General features: G+C 54.5%; 16 protein-coding genes. All 16 read left to right on the forward strand.

Going from position 1 to position 21,417, the window contains the following annotated elements:
• Window positions 1–67: 67 nt before the first annotated feature.
• Complete coding sequence (locus B5066_RS12340; RefSeq protein WP_079476205.1) at window positions 68–2,170, forward strand: polyribonucleotide nucleotidyltransferase; 2,103 nt, start codon at window positions 68–70, stop codon at window positions 2,168–2,170.
• 85 nt (window positions 2,171–2,255) lie between these two features.
• A complete protein-coding gene (locus tag B5066_RS12345) occupies window positions 2,256–3,533 on the forward strand; it encodes a M16 family metallopeptidase (protein WP_079476206.1) in 1,278 nt (425 codons plus the stop codon).
• Window positions 3,534–3,631: 98 nt separating this feature from the next.
• On the forward strand, window positions 3,632–4,678 hold the full coding sequence (gene asd, locus B5066_RS12350; RefSeq protein WP_079476207.1) for an aspartate-semialdehyde dehydrogenase: 1,047 nt from the start codon (window positions 3,632–3,634) through the stop codon (window positions 4,676–4,678).
• Between the two features lie 20 nt (window positions 4,679–4,698).
• Complete coding sequence (dapG, locus tag B5066_RS12355) at window positions 4,699–5,943, forward strand: aspartate kinase (protein WP_079476208.1); 1,245 nt, start codon at window positions 4,699–4,701, stop codon at window positions 5,941–5,943.
• A gap of 64 nt (window positions 5,944–6,007) precedes the next feature.
• Window positions 6,008–6,880: a 4-hydroxy-tetrahydrodipicolinate synthase gene (gene dapA / locus B5066_RS12360; RefSeq protein ID WP_079476209.1), complete on the forward strand. Its 873-nt coding sequence runs from the start codon at window positions 6,008–6,010 to the stop codon at window positions 6,878–6,880.
• Between the two features lie 263 nt (window positions 6,881–7,143).
• Window positions 7,144–8,808, forward strand: a complete 1,665-nt coding sequence (locus B5066_RS12365; protein ID WP_079476210.1) for a ribonuclease J — start codon at window positions 7,144–7,146, stop codon at window positions 8,806–8,808.
• A 104-nt stretch (window positions 8,809–8,912) separates the two neighbouring features.
• Entirely contained in the window at window positions 8,913–11,294 is a 2,382-nt protein-coding gene (locus tag B5066_RS12370) for an FtsK/SpoIIIE family DNA translocase (protein ID WP_079476211.1), read from the forward strand.
• Window positions 11,295–11,305: 11 nt separating this feature from the next.
• Window positions 11,306–12,580, forward strand: coding sequence for an EF-P 5-aminopentanol modification-associated protein YfmF (gene yfmF / locus B5066_RS12375; RefSeq protein WP_079476212.1), 1,275 nt, complete (start codon window positions 11,306–11,308; stop codon window positions 12,578–12,580).
• Entirely contained in the window at window positions 12,561–13,856 is a 1,296-nt protein-coding gene (yfmH, locus tag B5066_RS12380) for an EF-P 5-aminopentanol modification-associated protein YfmH (protein ID WP_079476213.1), read from the forward strand. The genes yfmF and yfmH overlap by 20 nt, the downstream gene beginning before the upstream one ends.
• Window positions 13,849–14,574, forward strand: coding sequence for an elongation factor P 5-aminopentanone reductase (gene ymfI / locus B5066_RS12385; protein ID WP_158219057.1), 726 nt, complete (start codon window positions 13,849–13,851; stop codon window positions 14,572–14,574). Before yfmH ends, ymfI begins: the two co-directional genes overlap by 8 nt.
• Before the next feature lie 76 nt (window positions 14,575–14,650).
• Window positions 14,651–15,424, forward strand: a complete 774-nt coding sequence (locus tag B5066_RS12390; RefSeq protein WP_079476215.1) for a DUF3388 domain-containing protein — start codon at window positions 14,651–14,653, stop codon at window positions 15,422–15,424.
• An 18-nt stretch (window positions 15,425–15,442) separates the two neighbouring features.
• The gene (locus B5066_RS12395; RefSeq protein ID WP_079476216.1) at window positions 15,443–16,363 is read left to right on the forward strand and encodes a helix-turn-helix domain-containing protein; all 921 of its coding nucleotides are present in this window, start codon (window positions 15,443–15,445) and stop codon (window positions 16,361–16,363) included.
• A 153-nt stretch (window positions 16,364–16,516) separates the two neighbouring features.
• Complete coding sequence (gene pgsA / locus B5066_RS12400) at window positions 16,517–17,095, forward strand: CDP-diacylglycerol--glycerol-3-phosphate 3-phosphatidyltransferase (RefSeq protein ID WP_079476217.1); 579 nt, start codon at window positions 16,517–16,519, stop codon at window positions 17,093–17,095.
• A 21-nt stretch (window positions 17,096–17,116) separates the two neighbouring features.
• Window positions 17,117–18,370: a competence/damage-inducible protein A gene (locus B5066_RS12405; protein ID WP_079476218.1), complete on the forward strand. Its 1,254-nt coding sequence runs from the start codon at window positions 17,117–17,119 to the stop codon at window positions 18,368–18,370.
• Window positions 18,354–19,961, forward strand: coding sequence for a DEAD/DEAH box helicase (locus B5066_RS12410; protein WP_079476219.1), 1,608 nt, complete (start codon window positions 18,354–18,356; stop codon window positions 19,959–19,961). Before B5066_RS12405 ends, B5066_RS12410 begins: the two co-directional genes overlap by 17 nt.
• Before the next feature lie 251 nt (window positions 19,962–20,212).
• Window positions 20,213–21,298, forward strand: a complete 1,086-nt coding sequence (recA, locus tag B5066_RS12415; RefSeq protein ID WP_079476220.1) for a recombinase RecA — start codon at window positions 20,213–20,215, stop codon at window positions 21,296–21,298.
• Window positions 21,299–21,417 lie beyond the last annotated feature (119 nt).

Raw genomic sequence — 21,417 nt, forward strand, 5'->3', positions numbered from 1 at the left:
GGAATGGAACATTTATACCCGGAAATGCAGACGTATACGTGAAAAAACGTATAGGAGGTCCTGAAATTTGGAACAAGAAAAGAAAACCTACTCAATTGAATGGGCGGGGCAGACGCTGACCGTCGAAACAGGACACATTGCGAAACAGGCGAACGGAGCGGTGATGATCCGCTACGGAGATACGGTGGTCCTCTCCACCGTAACGGCTTCAAAAGAACCGAAGGATCTTCCATTCTTCCCGCTCACGGTGAATTACGAAGAGCGGCTGTATGCGGCAGGGAAAATTCCCGGCGGTTTTATTAAACGTGAAGGACGCCCGAGCGAAACAGCAGTTTTAACAAGCCGCCTGATTGACCGGCCAATCCGTCCGCTTTTTCCGGACGGGTTCCGTAACGACGTGCAGGTAATCAATATGGTGATGAGCGTGGATCAGTCCGCGTCACCGGAAATTGCTGCCATGGTCGGTTCATCGCTCGCTCTCTCCCTGTCGGATATTCCATTTTACGGCCCGGTTTCGGGTGCGATCATCGGACGGGTCGACGGTGAATTTGTCGTCAACCCTTCAGAATCCGAAGCGGCCAGAAGCGATATTGAACTGACGGTTGCCGGCACCAAAGACGCCATCAACATGGTGGAAGCCGGAGCAGACGAAGTACCGGAAGAGACGATGCTTGAAGGCATCATGTTCGGACACGAAGAAATCAAGCGCCTGGTGGAGTTCCAGGAAGGCATTATCCGTGAGCTCGGCCAGGAGAAAATGGAAGTGCAGCTCTCCCAGACGGATAAAGACCTGGAAGAAACCATCCGCAGCCAGTTCCAGGACGCTGTGAAAGAAGCAGTGATGGTTAAAGATAAAAAAGAGCGCGACGTGGCCATCCAGGAGCTGAAAACGCAGATCTCCGAGCCATATGAAGATGAAGAGCAGCAAAGCGAAGTAAAAGATATTTTTGAAAAGCTTGTTAAAGCAGAATTCCGCCGCCTGATCACCGAAGAGCATATCCGCCCGGACGGACGCGGCCCGGACGACATTCGTCAGCTGACTTCCGAGGTGGACATTCTGCCGCGTACGCACGGCTCTGGCTTGTTTACCCGCGGCCAGACGCAGGCGCTCAGCATCTGCACGCTCGGAGCACTTGGAGAAGTGCAGATCATTGACGGTCTCGGCACGGAAACGTCGAAGCGGTTTTTACATCATTATAACTTCCCGAACTTCAGTGTCGGGGAAACCGGCCCCATCCGCGGGCCGGGCCGGCGGGAAATCGGACACGGCGCTCTCGGGGAGCGTGCCCTTGAAAAAGTGGTTCCTTCCGAGGAGGAGTTCCCGTACACAATCCGCCTGGTATCCGAAGTGCTTGAATCCAACGGTTCCACGTCCCAGGCGAGCATTTGCGCGAGCACGCTTGCCATGATGGACGCCGGTGTGCCAATTAAATCGCCGGTTGCCGGTATTGCGATGGGCCTTGTGAAAGAAGGCGACGACCTGGCTGTGCTGACCGATATCCAGGGCATGGAAGACGCCCTTGGTGACATGGACTTTAAAGTAGCCGGCACGGCGGACGGCGTAACGGCGCTGCAGATGGATATTAAACTGGCGGGTATCGACCGCGAAGTGCTTGAATTTGCTCTCAAACGAGCGAAGGTTGCCCGCATGAAAGTACTCGAAAACATGCTCGCTACCATCAGCGAAACGCGCGGTGAGCTGTCCCCGTATGCTCCAAAAATTATGTCCATGCACATTAAGCCGGAGAAAATCCGGGACGTAATTGGCCCGAGCGGAAAAACGATCAACCAGATTATTGAAGACACCGGCGTGAAAATTGACATCGAGCAGGACGGTACCGTCTTTATTTCCTCCACCGAGCAGGATAAAAACGAGGAAGCGAAAAAAATCATTGAAGATTTAATTCGTGAAGTGGAGCCGGGCGAGACGTATTTAGGAAAAGTCAAACGCGTCGAGAAGTTTGGTGCTTTTGTGGAGCTGTTTAAAGGCAAAGAAGGTCTTGTCCACATTTCCCAGCTGAACCACGAGCGCGTCAATAAGGTGGAAGACGTGGTTTCCATCGGAGATGAAGTCATGGTAAAAGTAACAGAAATAGACAATCAGGGACGGATTAACCTATCAAGAAAAGCGCTGCTTGCGAAGGAAAGCTCCGACACACCTTCCCAGTAAGGCGCCTATAGATCAGCAGGGACTTGGATTTCCAGGTCCTTTTTTTTATAAATATAAAGAGAGTAAAAAAAGGGAGGGCCAACAGATGGTGGAAACAAAACATTTTCTGAATGGAACACGGCTGGTTTCGGAACAGATCCCGCACGTGCGCTCGGTGTCGATTGGCCTGTGGATAGATGCAGGCTCCAGGCAGGAGCGGGAAGAAGAAAACGGGATGGCACACTTTATCGAACATATGCTGTTTAAAGGTACATCCGGACGGAGTGCGGCAGACATTGCCGGCTATTTTGACCGGATTGGCGGAGAAATGGAAGCCTTTACGGCAAAGGATACCACCTGCCTGCAGGCGACCGTGCTTGATGAGCATGCGGAGCAGACCGCCGGGGTGTTTGCCGATATGTTCTTTCACTCGCGCTTTGACCCAGAGGACGTGGAGAAGGAGCGGAACGTGATTTTAGAAGAAATCAGCATGGTGGAGGACACGCCCGACGACATTATTCACGATATGCTGTGGAAAGCTTCCTACGGGAGCCATCCGCTTGCACGCCCAATTCTCGGAACAAAGCCCGTGCTGAACGAAGTGACCCGGGAGCGGTTGCTCGATTTTTTTCATACCCATTATACGCCCGAACGAGTTGTGATTTCGGTTGCCGGCAATGTGAGCAGGGAGCTGCTTGCCTGCATCGAACGTTTATTTGCCGGATGGGGACACGGGCGCCGGGCGGAAAGCCGGAAGGAAAACGCTGTATTTGTCCCGGGAAAAGAAGTAAAGAACAGGGAAACCGAACAGGCTCATCTGTGCCTGGGATTTCCGGGCGTTTCCCGTTTTCATGACCAGTATTTTGCGGAAGTGCTGTGGAATAACCTGCTCGGCGGTTCGATGAGCAGCCGGCTGTTTCAGGAAGTCCGGGAGGACCGGGGACTCGCCTATTCTATTTTTTCTTCATTTGAAGCCTTTGAGCATACCGGCTTTCATACGATTTACAGCGCGGCGGCCCCGGAGCGCGTAGAAGAGCTGCTCGGAACGATCGAAGGGCTGTTTGAGCGTTTATCCGCTGGAAATATCAAAGAAGTGGAGATTGAGAACCACCGGTCGCAGCTGAAATCCGCTTTTGTACTGGGACTGGAGTCGTCGGCAGCCCGTATGGCCCGCAACGCCCGGAACGAAATGCTGTTCGGCCGGCATCCGGGAATTGATGAAACACTGGACAGGCTTGAAAGTGTACAGCTCGGACATGTCGAGGAGCGGGGGCGGGCGATGATGCAGACGCCGCCGAGTGCCTCGCTGATCCAGCCGGATGGCCGTCTGCCCGGGCTATTAAAGAAAAACAGCTCTAATTTCAGCGTGAGCAGCGGAGAATAAGCCAGAATTGCCCTTTTCAGCACTGACAAGTGTGGTAAAATAAAGCAAAGTTTGTTTTAATAAATGTGAAATGGATGAATCAGAAAGGGAGAATGAACATGTCTAACGAAACATATACTGTAGCGGTCGTAGGCGCAACCGGCGCCGTGGGCCAGCAGATGCTGAAAACTTTAGAAGATAAAAATTTCCCCGTTGGAGAGCTGAAGCTGCTTTCTTCAAGCCGCTCCGCCGGGAAAAAAATGACGTTCAAAGGCCAGGAATACACGCTTGAAGAAGCAACCCCTGAATCGTTTGACGGCGTACAGATCGCCCTGTTCTCCGCCGGCGGTTCCGTATCGAAAGCACTGGCTCCCGAAGCGGTCAGGCGTGGGGCGATTGTCGTGGATAACACGAGCGCGTACCGCATGGACCCGGACACCCCGCTTGTGGTTCCGGAAGTGAATGAAGAAGACCTCCACAACCATAACGGCATTATCGCCAACCCGAACTGCTCGACCATTCAAATGGCCGTAGCGCTTGAGCCGATCCGGCAGAAATACGGCCTGAAAAAAGTGGTCGTTTCCACGTATCAGGCTGTATCCGGCGCGGGGCTGGAAGCGGTCGATGAAATGAACACCCAGTCGACGGCGGTACTGAACGGCGAGGAGGCAGAAGCAAACCTTATGCCCGTCAGCGGCGATAAAAAGCACTACCAGATCGCTTTTAACGCGATCCCGCAGATCGACAAATTCCAGGACAACGGCTACACGTTTGAAGAAATGAAAATGATCAATGAAACGAAAAAAATTCTTCATATGGACGAGCTCCCGGTAGCAGCAACGTGTGTGCGCCTTCCGGTTGCCACGGGCCACTCGGAGTCGGTGTATATTGAGACCGAAACAGGGAATCCGGATGTAAAAGAACTGCAGCAGACGCTCTCCGAAGGCGAGGGCATTACCCTTCAGGACGATCCGGCCAACCAGGTGTACCCGATGGCTGTGAACAGCGTCGGTCTGCCGGATGTATTTGTCGGCCGTATCCGCCGCGATCTTGACCGGGAAAACGCCTACCACTTCTGGGTCGTTTCGGATAACCTTTTAAAAGGTGCTGCCTATAACTCGGTACAGATTGCTGAAAGCCTGATCCGCCTTAATTTAATCAAATAACCTGAGAGGGAGCCGGACTGATGAATATTATTGTTCAGAAATTTGGCGGTACGTCTGTAAAAACGAAGGAACTGCGGGAGCAGGCCGCCGGCCATGTTGAAGATGCAGTGCGTGAAGGCTATAAGGTGGTGGTGGTCGTTTCTGCCATGGGCCGGAGCGGAGACCCTTACGCTACTGATACCCTTCTCGGCCTGATCGATGAAAGTGCGCCGGGAGAAGGAAGAGCCGAGCGCGACCTGCTTGTGTCGTGCGGTGAAACCATCTCGGCCGTAGTATTTACAGAGCTTCTGCGTTCGAAGCAGCTCACAGCTGCTGCTTTAAATGGGGCCCAGGCCGGGTTTATTACCGACAGCAACCACGGCAATGCCAAAATTATCGACATGCGCACAGAAAAAGTTGAAGAACTGCTTACCACTCATGACGTTGTCGTCGTAACCGGCTTTCAGGGCGTCAGCGAGGATGGAATGATCACAACGCTCGGCCGCGGAGGCAGCGATACGTCAGCGACAGCGCTCGGTACAGCCTTAAAGGCCGAGTGGGTGGACATTTTTACCGATGTCGAAGGCATGATGACGGCGGACCCCCGTGTCGTGGAAGATGCGAGGCTGCTCTCCACCGTCACCTATCAGGAAATCTGCAACATGGCGTACCAGGGGGCTAAAGTTATTCACCCCCGTGCGGTTGAAATTGCCATGCAGGGTAAAGTGCCGATCCGTATCCGGTCGACGTCGACCAAAGAGCCGGGCACGCTGATTACGTCCATGCTCGGGGGTGCGCCGGGCCGGGAGGTGGCTGAACGCCTGATTACCGGCATCGCCCACATCCCGTCGCTTACCCAGATCAGCGTTTGGGCGGACCCGGAGCAGTCAGAAGATATGCATGCCCGCGTTTTTCAGCGGATGGAAAGCCTTGGCCTGAGCGTAGATTTTATTAACATTGGACTGGAAAGTGCTGTATTCACCGTACCCGACCCGCATGCGAAAGCTGCGGTCAGCGCTCTTGAAGAAGACGGCTGGAGCATCTCCGCGGTGCCTCACTGTGCAAAAGTCAGTGTTGTCGGCGCTGGCATGACCGGTGTGCCTGGAGTGGCTTCCAAAATTGTTACTGCACTCTCAAAGGCCGGGGTGCCGATTTTACAGTCGGCGGATTCGCATACGACCATCTGGGCGCTTGTCCGCGAAAAAGATACGGATAAAGCAGTATCTGCCCTGCACCGTGTATTTGAGCTCGGACGTGCTGGTATACGTCCCCCATCTGTTTCCTAGTAAGCTGCAGAGAAGTATTACGAGCCGCATCGATTCCCTGCAGATGAGAGAAAGGAGCCGACTTATGGCTTTTGGACAGTTACTCACAGCAATGGTTACACCTTTTCATGAAAATGGCGACATTCACTGGGACCAAGTCGAGCAGCTCACGGAGCATTTGATAGCCACAAAAAGCGACGGCGTTGTAGTGGCCGGCACGACCGGAGAATCACCGACGCTCAGCAGCGAAGAGAAGCTGCAGCTGTTCCGCCGGGTGAAAGATATTGCCGGGAGCCGGCTGGATGTGATTGGCGGCGTCGGTACGAACAATACGGCGTATTCAGCTGACCTTGCGAACGAAGCAACTAAAGTCGGCCTTGACGGCTTAATGGCGGTGACGCCTTATTACAACAAGCCGAACCAGGAAGGCATGTACCAGCATTTTCAGCGGATCGCCGCCGCCACAACGCTTCCGCTGATGATTTATAACATTCCGGGGCGCTGCATCGTCAATCTGCTGCCGGAAACGCTGCTCCGGCTCGCGGAAATTTCCAACATTACGTCGGTGAAGGAAGCGTGTGGGAACCTTGATCAGATTTCGCACTTTCTCTCTTCGGCACCGAAGGATTTCCAGCTCTTCAGCGGCGATGACTCGCTCACGCTCCCGACGCTTTCGGTCGGTGGTGACGGCGTGGTCTCTGTGGCGGCCCATATTGCCGGCGAGGATCTGCAGCAGATGATGACCGATTTCTTTTCCGGACACGTGCAGCGGGCAGCAGAGGCGCACCGGACGCTCCTTCCGAAGATGCGGGCCTGTTTTATGGCTCCGAATCCGTCTCCGGTGAAGGCAATGCTTGAACAGATGGGCATTACCGGGCGCTATACCCGCCTGCCGCTCGTGCCGCTGACGGATGCCGAAATCCGGCAGCTCGAACAGTGGTTCACTGCCGCATCTTAATGATTTTCTAACAGGACACCGACAGCCCGGCTGCCGGTGTCCAATTTTTTTACAAATACAAGCATGAACCAGAAAACCCCTGGCCCAAAGCCGCGAGAAATGCCTGAGCCCAATAGTTTCCCTTGTATTTCAAAAACCGCCTGGGTTATACTGATTACAAGTGATTTGTGCGGAAACCATTCACCCAAAGGGAAAAATGTTTCTTTTTGGGGCCGTAAATCGACGTCAGCAATAATTCATTTTAATTTAGGAGGAAATATACTTTGGCCACACAAGCGAATGGTAACGTTCGTGTTTTTTCCCTTGGCGGTATCGGGGAAATCGGAAAAAATATGTACGTTATAGAATCAGAACAGGACATGATTGTTATAGACGCAGGACTAATGTTTCCAGAGGATGACATGCTCGGAATTGATATCGTGATTCCGGATATTTCATACTTAACCCAGAACAAAGAAAAACTCCGCGGGATCTTTTTAACCCACGGGCATGAAGACCATATCGGGGCGTTAACCTACATTCTCCGCCAGGTGCATGTGCCAGTGTATGGCACCAAGCTGACGCTTGGCATCGTGGAGTCGTATGTAAAAGAAAAAGGACTCCGCAAGAAACCGGATTTCCGTGTGGTTCATGACAACAGCGTCATCCAGACCGGCCAGCTGAAAACAAGCTTTTTCCGGACCAATCACAGCATTCCCGATTCGGTCGGGATGGTCGTCCAGACGCCGGAAGGTATCGTGGTGCACACCGGTGATTTTAAATTTGACCAGACGCCGGTGGACGGGCAGTACACCAGTCTGGATAAATTGACTGAAATCGGCAAAAAAGGCGTGCTCTGCCTGCTTTCTGACAGCATTAACGCCGAAGTTCCCGGCGTGAGTCCGTCGGAAGCGATTGCTGGCAATGGTATCATGGATATCTTTTTAGAAAACGAAGGGCGCATCGTAATTACAACTTTTGCGACTAACATCCACCGCATCCAGCAGGTGATCCAGGCGGCGGAAGAAAGCGGGCGTAAAATTGCTGTGAACGGGCAGGCAATGGAAAAAACAATTGAAATCTCCCGCCGGCTCGGTTATTTGGAGGTCGAGGATGACATTTTTATTACGACCGATCAGGTAGAAGATATGGATCCAAGAAAAGTAGCTATCTTATGCACAGGCAGCCAGGGCGAGCCGGTCTCCGCCCTCATGAATATGGCAAAAGGCGAAGACGATAATTTGACAATCGAGGAAGGCGACATGGTGATTATTGCTGCCAACCCGGTTGCCGGAAACGAAAAAACGGTTTCGCAGACGATCGATTTTCTCTATCAGATCGGAGCCGAGGTCGTCATGGGCGAAAACGTCCACTCCTCCGGCCATGCCCGCCAGGAAGAACTCAAAATGATGCTGAACCTGGTGAAGCCGAAGTACTTTATTCCAGTGCACGGGGAGTACCGGATGCAGTTTGTGCACGGGGAGCTTGCGGAAGAAACCGGCATGGATCCAAATAACATCTTTCTGCTTGATAAAGGGGAAGTTGTGGAGTTCAGCAAAGGCAAAGCTGTAAAAGCCGGCAAAGTACCGGCCGGCAACGTGTTAATTGACGGCCTTGGCATTGGGGACGTGGGCAATATTGTTCTGCGTGACCGCCGCCTGCTGTCCGAAGACGGCATCCTTGTCGTCGTCGTAACGCTCAGCAAAAAGACCGGCACCATCGCAAGCGGCCCGGACATTATTTCCCGCGGATTCGTCTACGTGCGCGAGTCCGAAGAGCTGATGGAAAAAGCGCATAAAAAAGTAACCGAGACGCTGGAAAAATCAATCAGCGATAACGTGAGCGAATGGTCGACGCTCAAAAGCAGCATCCGGGATTCAATGAGCCGTTTTCTTTATGAAAAAACAAAACGGCGCCCAATGATTCTGCCGATTATTATGGAAATTTAAAAGCACGCGAAAAGCTTGCCATGACACACCCCTGCGTTAGCCAGTTTGGCGGGCAGGGGGTGTTTTATTGAACAGAGCTTTTTCGGGGAGAAAGGAGCCAAATCATGGCAAAAACGGCGAAGCGGAAAAAGAAACGAACCTCGTCGAACAGAAACAGGCAGCCGGCTTTTTCATGGCCGGCGCTTGCAGCTGCGCTGCTTGCCCTCATATCGCTTGGCGGATGGGGATGGGCCGGCCAGCTGCTCCGCTCCGGGTCCCAATGGCTCACCGGGGACCTCTGGTGGGTATTGAACTTGCTTATATTTGCTTTTTCCACTGTATGGATGGTCAACCGGAACGCAGTGAAGAAATATCCGTTGCGGTGGACGGGCGGAACACTTCTTTTTCTCGGGGTGATTCTTTTTACAGAGGTCCGCTGGGCTTCAGGCATCAACGGTCCGGCGATTTCCGTTTTTATGGAAACGTTCGGCCGTGACGGCTGGCTCGACCGATCCGGAGCAGCCTCTACCGGTGGCGGCGCGATCGGCGCTCTTATTTACGATGCTGTTCATTTTCTGATCGGAACAGCCGGGGCATATATTGTTTCTGTGCTTCTTGTGATCGCGGGACTATTTTTACTTATGCAGTGGTCTTTTCAACATACGATGCAGACAGGCGGGGCATGGGCGGCCCGTGCCTCGAAACAGGGAGCAGCCCGGGCGGTCGAAAAAGGGAAACAGCGCCAGGCGGAACGAAGAAAGCAAAAGGAGGCGCGGGCAAAAGAAGCGCCTGCGAAGGCTGCGCCGAAGCAGACAGAAACGCCTGAAGCACCTGCGGAAAAAGCGAAAGAAAGCGCAGAAAAGCCGAAAATCTTTTCCTTTACCGAACAGGCGTACCAGGAGCCGCCGGCGGTTAAAGAGACACCGAAGCCGGAGGAGCCTGCGCGCAAAAAAGAAGCGCCTGCGCCGGAGCAAACGGGGGCGCCTGCAGAGTCCGAACCCGAGATGGACCGCTCGGATATGCTGAGTGTGACCGAGGGGGAGACCGAGAACAAGAACTATCAGCTGCCGGCGCTTACGATGCTCTCAGCGCCGAAAAACCAGAATCAGCAGCAGGAGCGTTCGCAAATTTCGGCCAATGCGAAAAAGCTCGAAGAAACGCTGCAGAGCTTCGGAGTGAAGGCGAACGTATCGGAAGTACACCTTGGCCCCGCGGTCACCAAATACGAGATCCAGCCGGCTGTCGGGGTGAAGGTCAGCAAAATTGTCAACCTTTCCGATGACATTGCGCTTGCGCTCGCGGCCCGGGACATACGGATTGAAGCGCCGATTCCAGGCAAATCCGCCGTCGGCATTGAGGTGCCGAACCAGGAAGTGGCGATGGTGACGCTTCGGGAAGTGCTTGAGTCGCTCGATAAAAAAGACGAACATGTGCTGAATGTCGCGCTCGGCCGGGATATTTCCGGCGAACCGATTCTCGCTTCCCTCCACAAAATGCCGCACCTGCTTGTCGCCGGGGCGACAGGAAGCGGAAAAAGTGTCTGCATTAACGGCATCATTACAAGCATTCTGATGCGGGCCCGCCCGCACGAGGTGAAGCTGCTGATGATTGACCCAAAAATGGTAGAGCTGAACGTATATAACGGCGTGCCCCACCTGATGGCGCCGGTGGTCACCGAACCGAAGAAGGCGGCCCAGGCGCTGAAAAAAGTGGTGGCTGAAATGGAACGGCGCTATGATCTGTTTTCGCACACGGGCACGAGAAACCTGGAAGGCTACAACGAATGGATCCGGAAGCAGAACGATAAAGGCGGAGCCAAGCAGCCCGAGCTCCCGTACATTGTGGTTATCGTCGACGAGCTTGCGGACCTCATGATGGTTGCCTCGGGCGAGGTGGAGGATGCGATTACGCGCCTCGCCCAGATGGCCCGGGCGGCCGGCATTCATATGATCATCGCGACCCAGCGCCCGTCCGTGGACGTCATTACCGGGGTCATCAAAGCCAATATTCCGTCGCGGATCGCATTCGGCGTATCGAGCCAGACGGATTCCCGGACCATTCTTGACAGTGGCGGGGCGGAAAAGCTGGTCGGCAAGGGGGATATGCTGTTCTCCCCGATCGGCTCCAACAAATCCACCCGTGTGCAGGGAGCGTTTGTGTCCGACCAGGAAGTGGAACAGGTGGTGGAGGCAGTCGTCGCCCAGCAAAAAGCCAAGTACCAGGAAGAAATGATACCCGATGACCAGCCGGCGCAGGCTGAACGGCCGAGCGACGAGCTGTTTGACGAAGCGGTGGATATGATTCTGCAGATGCAGAGCGCCTCCGTATCGATGCTGCAGCGCCGGTTCCGCATCGGCTACACGCGCGCAGCCCGCCTCATCGATGAAATGGAGGACCGTGGCATCGTCGGGCCGTACGGCGGCAGTAAGCCGCGTGAAGTGCTTGGCGACACCCGGGGAGCAAACAGCGAACCCGCGGAAGAAAAGGAAGATACGCACCATAGTTGAGGAGGATTTTCATGCAGCCAGTGACAACGAACACGAATATTCCGGTGCATTTATTTCAAACGAAGCAGTTTAAAACAACGGCCGTCATTATGCAGTGCCGCGCTCCGCTGTCCGAACATACCGCAGCGGGCCGGGCGCTGTTGGCCAGAGTGCTGAAAAAAGGGAGCCTGCGCTACCCGTCGCAGTCCCACATAAAAGAAAAGCTCGATGACCTGTACGGTGCCTCGTTCAACGTGGACGTCGGCAAACGCGGCAACTATCATGTGATGAGCTTTCGCATGGAGTTTGTAAACGAGCAGTTTCTGCCGGCACAGGAGGATCTGTTTGCCGAAGCGACCGCTTTTTTAGCAGAAATGGTGCACGCACCGCTTGCAGAGGGCCGCGCGTTTAACTCAAAGATCGTCGAAGAGGAAAAGCGGACCCTGGTGCAGAAAATCAATACGATTTACGATGAAAAGGACCGCTACGCCAACATGCGCCTTGTGCAGGAAATGTGCAGCGCCGAAGCATACTCGGTGCATCCGCTTGGCGATGCCCACCAGATGGAGGCTCTCGATGAGCAGAAGCTCTACGACGTATACGAGCAGTTTCTGGCTGAAGATGCGATTGACGTCTATGTGGTCGGCGACGTGGGATCGTATGACGTGGAGGCAGTAACAGGCCCGTTTCCGGAACGAAGCCCCCTGCCGCCGGTTGAAGACGGGTCGGAGCGCCCGCCGCGTGTACGTTACGTGGAGGAGGCCGATGACATCCACCAGGGCAAGCTGCAGCTCGGCTACCGGACGCCGGTTACGCAGGACGATCCGCAGTTTGCCGCGATGCAGGTAACCAACGGACTGTTCGGCGGCTTTCCGCACTCGAAGCTGTTTCAGGAAGTGCGCGAAAAACGGAGCCTGGCGTATTACGCCGCGTCCCGCTATGAAAGCCAGAAGGGGCTGGTCATGGTGATGACCGGCATTGAAAAAGGGCAGTACGAGCAGGTGAAGACGGTCATCGGTGAACAGCTGCAGGCGCTGCAGCAGGAGGCCGTGTCCGGGGAACTGCTGGCCCAGACGAAAAGAATGCTCATCAACCAGATCCGGGAGACGACCGACGCCCCGGGCGGACTGGCAGCTCTGCATTTTCAGGGAAAAATGGCCGGCCGCGTCCGCCCGATTGAAACATGGATTGAAGAAATTGAGCAGGTGAGCGCGGAGGACGTGCTTGCATGCGCGAACTCGATTGTGCTTGATACCGTATTTTTCCTACACGGAAAGGAGGATAAAGATGCAGAAACAACAGTATGATCAGCTGCATGAAACTGTCTACTCCGAAGTGATGCCAAACGGCCTCCGGGTGTACGTGCTTCCAAAACAGGGGTTCAGTAAAACATTTGCCACCTTCACCACCGACTACGGCTCCATTGACAACGCCTTCGTTCCGATCGGGCAAAAGCAGAGCGTGGAGGTGCCGGACGGAATCGCCCATTTTCTGGAGCACAAAATGTTTGAAGATGAAGAGGGGGACGTATTTGATACGTTCGGCAAACAGGGGGCTTCAGCGAACGCGTTCACCTCCTTTACCCGCACGGCGTATTTGTTTTCAAGCACTGACGACACCGCAGTGAACCTGCATACGCTGCTCGACTTTGTGCAGCACCCGTATTTCACCGAGGAAAGCGTAGAAAAGGAAAAGGGCATTATCGGCCAGGAGATCAGCATGTACGATGATGATGCTGACTGGCGCCTCTTTTTCCAGCTGCTCGGCAATCTGTATCACCGCCATCCGGCCCGTATTGATATTGCCGGCACCGCTGAGTCCATTAACCGGATTACCAAGGATGATCTGTATACGTGTTATCATACGTTTTACCATCCGGCCAACATGATTTTATATGTGGCAGGGGCGGTGGAGCCTGAAGACATTTTCGAGCTCGTACGAAGCAACCAGGCGGAAAAGGAATTTGCGCCGATGGACCACGTGGAACGCGTTGAAGTGAACGAGCCGGCAACGGCGCTTCATTCCAGGGCAGTCGAAAAGATGAGCATCCGCCTGCCGAAGGTGCTTCTTGGCTACAAGCTGTCACTGCACAGCGCAACGGAGAACCTGCTGTACGAGGAAGCCCGGCTGGAGCTGCTGCTTGAAACGCTGTTCGGAGAAGGCTCGGAGGCGTATGAAACGCTGTACTCCGAAGGGCTGATCGATGACAGCTTTTCAAGCGAGGCGATGATTGAGCGTTCGTTTTCGCTCGCGGCCATTGGCGGCAATACGCCGAAGCCGGAAGAAACGGAGGCACGGCTGCTTGACATTATCGCACACGCCCAGACTGAAGGCATGGACGAACGGCGCTTTGAACGGATGCGCAAAAAGCTGCTAGGCCAGCTCGTCAAACAGCTGAATTCCACTGAATTTCTCGCTACCGAGGGCACGCGCTACGCGTTTCACGGCGCATCGGTCATGGATGCAGTGGACATTATGCAGCAGGTGACGTTCGAGGACATTTCCGGATTGTTGCAAAATGAATTCCGCATCGACAACCGAACAACCTCCATCGTCGACCAGAAGGGCGAAACCGATGCCTGACTGGACGCTGGTGACTGGAGCGAGCGGGGCAATTGGAAGCGCAGCAGCTGAACGGCTTGCTGCCTCCGGCCGCCCGCTTCTGCTTCATTATTATCAAGGAAAAGAAAACGCAGAACAGACAGCTATGCGCTGCCGCCAAAACGGACAGCAGGCAGAATTAGTCTACGGCGATCTTGCCACCGAGGCAGGCCAGGAGGCGTTTACCGCCCGGCTGCCCCAAAATATTGATACGTTTATTCATGCTGCAGGCATGGAGGAATACATACTATTTCAGGAAACCACGTACGCCCACCGAAATTCGATTATTCAGACAAATGCGATGAGCGCGCTTGCGGTCAGCCGGGCACTCCTCCCGGAAATGATCCGTGCCCGCCAAGGAACGATTGTTTTTGTGAGCTCCGTATGGGCCCGGGAAGGAGCAGCAATGGAATCCACCTATGCGGCGGCCAAAGGAATGATTGAAGCGTTCACCCGGTCGCTTGCCAAAGAAACCGGACCGTCCGGCGTCAGGGTAAACGCGGTGGCGCCGGGAGCGGTCGCCTCCCCGATGCTCGGGCATCTGTCGGAGGAGGAACGGCAGGACGTCGCCGGGCGCGTGTCGCTCGGACGGATTGGCACACCGGGGGAGGTGGCTGGAACCGTGGCGTTTTTATGCTCGCCGGATGCCGCTTATGTCCACGGGGAAGTGCTCCGCGTCGACGGTTTATTTCCGTCCTGAAGCCCCCGCATGTTCTGTTCAAATGGGAAAAAATGACGTACAATAAAAGCAGTAGAGATAAGAGGGGGAACGCCTGATGGCTGGCAACGAATGGTACGTGGAATATGAAATTCATCAAAACCGCCCCGGCCTGCTCGGGGATATTTCTTCGCTGCTCGGCATGCTTGCGATCAATATCGTGACGATCAACGGCGTGGAGGGCAACCGCCGGGGGCTGCTTCTCCGTTGTGACAGCTATGACCGGATTCAGCGGCTGCGCGCCATTCTGGATACGATTCAGATCATTTCCGTTCGAAAGGTTAAGCAGCCGGGCCTGCGGGAAAGGCTCGCTGTCCGCCACGGCCGCTATATTGAACGCGATGCCGATGACCGGAAAACGTTCCGCTTCGTGCGCCCGGACCTCGGGCTGCTGGTCGATTTTATGGCCGAACTGTTCAAAAAGGACCGCCACTACCTTGTCGGTATCCGCGGCATGCCCCGGGTCGGGAAAACCGAATCCCTTGTGGCTGCAAGCGTATGCGCCAACAAACGGTGGACATTTGTGTCGTCAACGCTTCTGCGCCAGACGATGCGCACCCAGCTTGGGGAGGACGAACGAACAAACAGCCACGTGTTTATTATCGACGGAATTGTCACTACCATGCGGGCGGCCCGGAAGCACCGCGACCTCGTGGAAGAGATCATGCGCCTGCCTGCGGTCAAGGTCGTTGAGCATCCGGATATTTTTATCCGGGAAACATCGTATACGGCGGATGATTTTGACTGCATGATTGAGCTGAGAAACGATGAAAGCCAGGTGATTTCTTACGATACGGTGGACTCGGGGTTTTCATCCTTTGATATTAGTTAAAGGGGCAGGTGAGCCGTTATGGCAGAATTAGGACCATACCTTCGCGGGGAACGCGAGCGCCAGGGGGCAAGCCTCGAGCTGATGCAGCAGCGCACGAAAATTCAACGAAGGTATTTACAGGCAATTGAAAAAGGCGACTACGGAGCGCTGCCGGGAGCATTTTATACCCGGGCGTTCATCCGCAGCTACGCCGAAGCGCTCGGCCTGAATGCCGAGGACATTTTCCGGCAGTACGGCGGTGAACTGCCGGCACCGAAACAGCAGCCGGCCGCGATGCCGTCGCGGACGTCACGGAAGCAGACGCGCAGCAGAAATCAGCAGCCGCGCCAGCAGCAGAAACAGAAAAAAACATCCTTCCTGCCCTTTGTGTTTGCGCTTATTTTTCTTTTAATTATCGGGGCAGGCATCTGGCTGTTATTTCAAAATGTGAACAGCGATACGCAGACTCAACAGCAGCAGAGCGATGAGGGCACCGGTGTGCAATTTGAGTCGGGCGCAGGCAGCGACGATGAAGGCAGCGCAGAAGAGAACGCAGGCAGTGCAGAAAACGCCCCGGAGGAAAACGAAGAAGCGGGCGGGGAAGAAAACGAAAGCACTGACGAAGAAGAGAACGGCGGTGCCGATGTGCAGCTGGAAGAAACGTCCGCTGAAGGAGACAACGCCTCGTATGATGTGATCGGGGCGGAAACGTTCGAGCTGACGATGAATTTCAGTGGAGACTCCTACGTGGATGTGACGAATGCAGAAGGCGACATGCTCGACATGTTCTCTAGCCAGTCAGCCGGTGATGAACTTGAGGAAACGTATGAAGAAGAAGAGATTACCGTCAACGTCGGCAACACAAACAATATGGAGCTGGCCGTTAACGGCCGGGAATTTTCCTATCCTTCGGACGGCACCCACCAGAGAATTACATTTACGGCAGTGCCAGAAGAATAAATCCGGCCTTCGCTTCTGAGCGTTTCAGAACGAAGGCTTTGCTTTGCCATAAACAAATTGTGCGTTTTGTTCCATGAGAAAAAAAGATATGTGATACAATATGAAAGACTGGAATGTGGACGGAACAGCACGATTTGCAAGTAGGAGGACGCTATGAACTTACCTAATAAAATTACGATCGCCCGGGTGCTGATGATTCCGCTATTCGTTATCGCTGTCCTGGTGCCTTTTCCGTTTGGCACATGGTCGATAGGAAACGCCGGGCTGCCGGTGCATCATTTCATCGGAGCGGTCATCTTTGCGATCGCAGCCGTTTCCGACTGGCTCGACGGTTATATTGCAAGAAAGTACAAGCTGGTGACTTCGTTTGGCAAGTTTTTGGACCCGCTTGCGGACAAGCTGCTTGTCACGGCCGCCCTGCTTGTGCTGATTGACATTTCTATGCTGGCGTCCTGGATGGCGATCATTATTTTGAGCCGCGAATTTGCGGTTACCGGTATCCGGCTGGTGGCTGCGGGAGAAGGGAACGTCATTGCGGCAAGCGGACTTGGGAAATGGAAAACCACATTCCAAATGGTTGCTATTGTGGTGCTCTTGCTTCACCACTTTCCATTTTCCTATGCCGGCATTCCGACAGGCGACGTGCTTATGTGGATCGCTGTTATTTTAACCATCATATCCGGCGTCGATTATTTCTGGAAAAACCGCGCTGTGATTATGAAGACGATGTAAGGTGTATCGGAGGAACGTGTAATGAATGCTGAAATTATCGCAGTAGGGACAGAGCTCTTGCTGGGCCAGATTGCCAACACAAACGGCCAGTATTTATCAAAGGAACTAGCTTCTCTCGGGGTGAATGTGTACCGCCACACCGTGGTGGGGGATAATGAAACCCGGATGCAAGAAGCCGTCGGAGAAGCCTCCGAACGGGCGGATATCGTCATACTGACCGGCGGCCTGGGGCCGACGCAGGACGATATTACCAAAGACGTGATAGCAGACTTTACCGGCCGGAAGCTGCTCGTGCACGAAGCGTCAGCGCAAAAAATCAAGGATTACTACAACCGGACGGGCCGGGCAATGCCGGCGTCCAATATGCGTCAGGCACACTACGCTGAGAACAGCACGGTATTTTTTAACCAGAACGGCATGGCGTGCGGTATGGCGGTTGAAGAAGGCGGCACGCATTACATTTTAATACCGGGGCCTCCCCGGGAAATGAAGTCCATGTACAAGTATGACGTCGAGCCTTACGTGGCAGCACTTGCCGGAAGCGGCAGGCTTGTGTCGTCCCGGGTGCTCCGTTTTTACGGCATCGGGGAATCCTCGCTCGAAGAGGAGCTGCAGGATTTGATTGAAGCCCAGACGAACCCGACGATTGCTCCGCTGGCCGGGGACGGGGAAGTCACGCTCCGGCTGACGGCGGCGGCTGCGACTGCAGATGAAGCGCTGCAGATGATCGCAGGCGTGGAAGAACAGGTGCAAAGGCGCGTCGGGGAGCATTTTTACGGCTACGATGACGATTCGGTCTTTAACCATACGGTGAATGTGCTGAAAGAGCGCTCCCAGACGATCGCTTCAGCGGAAAGCCTGACCGGCGGCTGGTTTGCAAAATCCATCGTGGACGTGCCGGGGGCGTCAAGCGTATTTCAGGGGTCCGTCACGACGTATTCCAAAGCGGCCAAGCAGCACATTCTTGGCATTGACCGGCCGCTTCTCGAACAGGATGGCGCCGTGAGTGCCGCCTGTGCAGAAGCGATGGCCGAAAAGGTGAAAGAAAAATTCAATACCGACATTGGTATTTCATTTACCGGTGTCGCTGGGCCGGACCGCGATGAAGGTAAAGAGCCCGGGCTTGTCTGGATCGGGGTTTCCGGTCCGCACGGAACGATCTCAAAGCAAATTCACATCGCCGGCACCAGGGATCGTGTCCGCTTTATGGCTTTATATGAAGGGTGCCGATTGTTATGGAAAGAAAAGGTGGTAGAAAATGACAACATTCAATGATTTTCAAATGAAAGACGAAATTAAACAGGCTGTACGGGAAATGGGCTTTGAAGAGCCGTCCCCGGTACAGGAAAAAGCAATTCCCGATGCTCTTGAACAGAAGGATTTGATCGGACAGGCACAAACCGGTACCGGTAAAACAGCAGCGTTTGGCATACCGATTTTAAATAAGGTAACCGAGGAGCCGCACGTGCAGGCTATTATCATTACTCCGACCCGCGAGCTTGCCATTCAGGTTTCCTCGGAAATCCAGAAGCTCTCCAAGCATTTAAATGTCCGTTCGCTGCCGATTTACGGGGGCCAGTCGATCGGGCACCAGATTAAAGCGCTCAAGCAGGGCGTGCAGATTGTGATTGGTACGCCGGGGCGGGTGCAGGATCATCTGCGCCGCAAAACGCTGCACCTCGACAAAGTAAATACCGTCGTGCTCGACGAAGCGGACGAAATGCTCGACATGGGCTTTGTGGAGGACATTGAGGCGATCCTGAAACAGGTGAACGTCGACCGGCAGACGCTGCTGTTTTCGGCGACGATGCCGCCGGCAATCCGCAAGCTGTCGAAAAAATATATGGTGGACCCGGTCACGGTCTCCATCAACAAAAGCGAAGTGACGGCACCAAACATCGAGCAGTCGTACTTTAAAGTGCTCGAGCGCAACAAGCAGGACTCTCTCTGCCGGATTCTTGACGCACGCGACCCGGACCTCGGCATTATTTTCTGCCGGACGAAAAAGGGCGTAGCCGACCTGACGGAAATTCTGCAGGCAAGAGGCTACCTCGCAGACGGCCTGCACGGCGACCTCACCCAGCAGCACCGCGATGCGGTTATGAAGAAATTCCGCGACGCGTCGATTGAATTCCTGGTGGCGACAGACGTCGCGGCGCGCGGCATTGACGTACAGAACGTCACCCACGTGATCAACTACGACATTCCGCAGGACCCGGAAAGCTACGTGCACCGCATCGGCCGTACAGGCAGAGCCGGACGCAAAGGCGAAGCGCTGACGCTTGTAACGCCGCGCGAAATGAAGCATCTGCGTTCGATCGAGTCGGAAATCAAGATGTATATCCCGTCGCACCGGGTGCCGACCATCGAAGAAGTGGTGGAGAAGCAGCAGGAAGCATGGAAGCGCCAGATTGCCTCCCAGATGGAGGAGGAGTCGGAGCTTGGCCTGTTCAATGACATCACTGAGGAACTGCTTACCGAGTACGATCCGAAGGACGTGGTCCGGGCATTAATGAAGCTGAACTTCGCCTCCACCGTCGGCGAATCCGATGAAAGCTACAGCTTTGGTGAAACCGGCGGTGCCCGCGGCATGACAAGATTCTTTATCAATGTCGGCCGCAATGTGAACATGACGCCGAAAATATTAATCGAAGAAATTTCGAACGCTGTCGGCATTCCCGGCAAATCGATCGGCAAAATTGATATTTTTGACAAGTTTACTTTTGTGGAAGTACCTCAGGACAGCGCTCCGTTTGTGTACGAAGCCCTTCGGCACGCTCGCATCAACGGCACGCGCGTGAACCTCGAGCCGGCGAAGCCGCGCCCGGCCCGTCCGAGCCGGAACACGCAGCGCCAGTCCCAGTAATCCGTTCGCTCTTCAGCGGCAGCCGCCGTTGAAGAGCTTTTTTAACCTCGTGCCTTTGATGGAGAAATCGGGAAATAAAACACGAATAAATGTTCGCATATCTGTTGGCAAATCGAATAAAAAAAGATATAATATAGAAAGCAGGAAAACAGCGGGGACGCTTCCTGAATAACAGCAGGCATGTATGGATATGCTCTTCGTGGGGAAGAGGGTGTCCGTTTAATAGTATATATCCTTGAAGGAGAGATAAGATGAGCGAAAGAAAAGCCGCATTGGATCAAGCACTGAGCCGCATCGAAAAACAGTTTGGTAAAGGGTCGATCATGAAACTCGGAGACCAGACCGACCGCCGCATTTCCACCATTTCCTCCGGCGCTCTCGCCGTAGATATTGCCCTCGGGGTCGGCGGTTATCCGCGCGGACGTGTCGTGGAAATTTACGGGCCGGAATCCTCCGGTAAAACGACAGTTGCCCTGCATTCGATCGCCGCTGCCCAGCGCGACGGCGGCACGGCGGCATTTATCGACGCGGAGCACGCCCTCGACCCGAGCTATGCGCGGGCGCTTGGCGTCAACATTGATGAACTGATCCTTTCCCAGCCCGACACCGGCGAGCAGGCGCTTGAAATTGCTGAAGCCCTCGTACGAAGCGGTGCCATTGACATTCTCGTTATTGATTCCGTCGCAGCACTCGTACCTAAAGCAGAAATTGAAGGCGAAATGGGCGACAGCCACGTCGGCCTCCAGGCGCGTTTAATGTCCCAGGCACTGCGTAAGCTTTCCGGGGCAATCAGTAAATCGAACGCGATCGCGATGTTTATCAACCAGATCCGTGAGAAGGTCGGCGTCATGTTCGGCAGCCCGGAAACGACTCCCGGCGGCCGTGCGCTGAAATTCTACTCCTCGGTGCGGCTTGAAGTGCGCCGGGCGGAAACCCTCAAGCAGGGCAACGAAATGGTCGGTAACAAAACGAGAATCAAAGTGGTGAAAAACAAAGTAGCACCGCCATTCCGCCAGGCAGAAGTAGACATCATGTACGGCGAAGGCATCTCGCGGGAAGGCTCGATCCTTGATATCGGCGCCGAGCTCGATATTGTGCTCAAGAGCGGCGCATGGTATTCCTACGAAGGCGAACGCCTTGGTCAGGGACGGGAAAACTCGAAGCAGTTCCTGAAAGAAAATGAAGCCACGGCCGCAGCGATTGAACGGAAAATCCGCGACCACTACAAGCTTGATGATATCCAGGCCGAACCGGACGAGGCGGAGGAAGAACCGGAAGCTCCGCATGAATCCAGCCTGCTTGCCGAAGAAGAAGAAACAGCAGATACGAACCGTTAAAGCACTGCCAGGGCGCCGGGATTCCGGCGCCTTTTTGTGTGGAAAAAGCGGCCGGGGAGTTAAAAATCTGCGGCCTTTGTGCCGCCAGCACGGAGCAAACGGAGGGCGGGAGATGGAGG

Source organism: Marinococcus halophilus, assembly GCF_900166605.1.
Taxonomy (GTDB): Bacteria; Bacillota; Bacilli; order Bacillales; family Marinococcaceae; genus Marinococcus; species Marinococcus halophilus.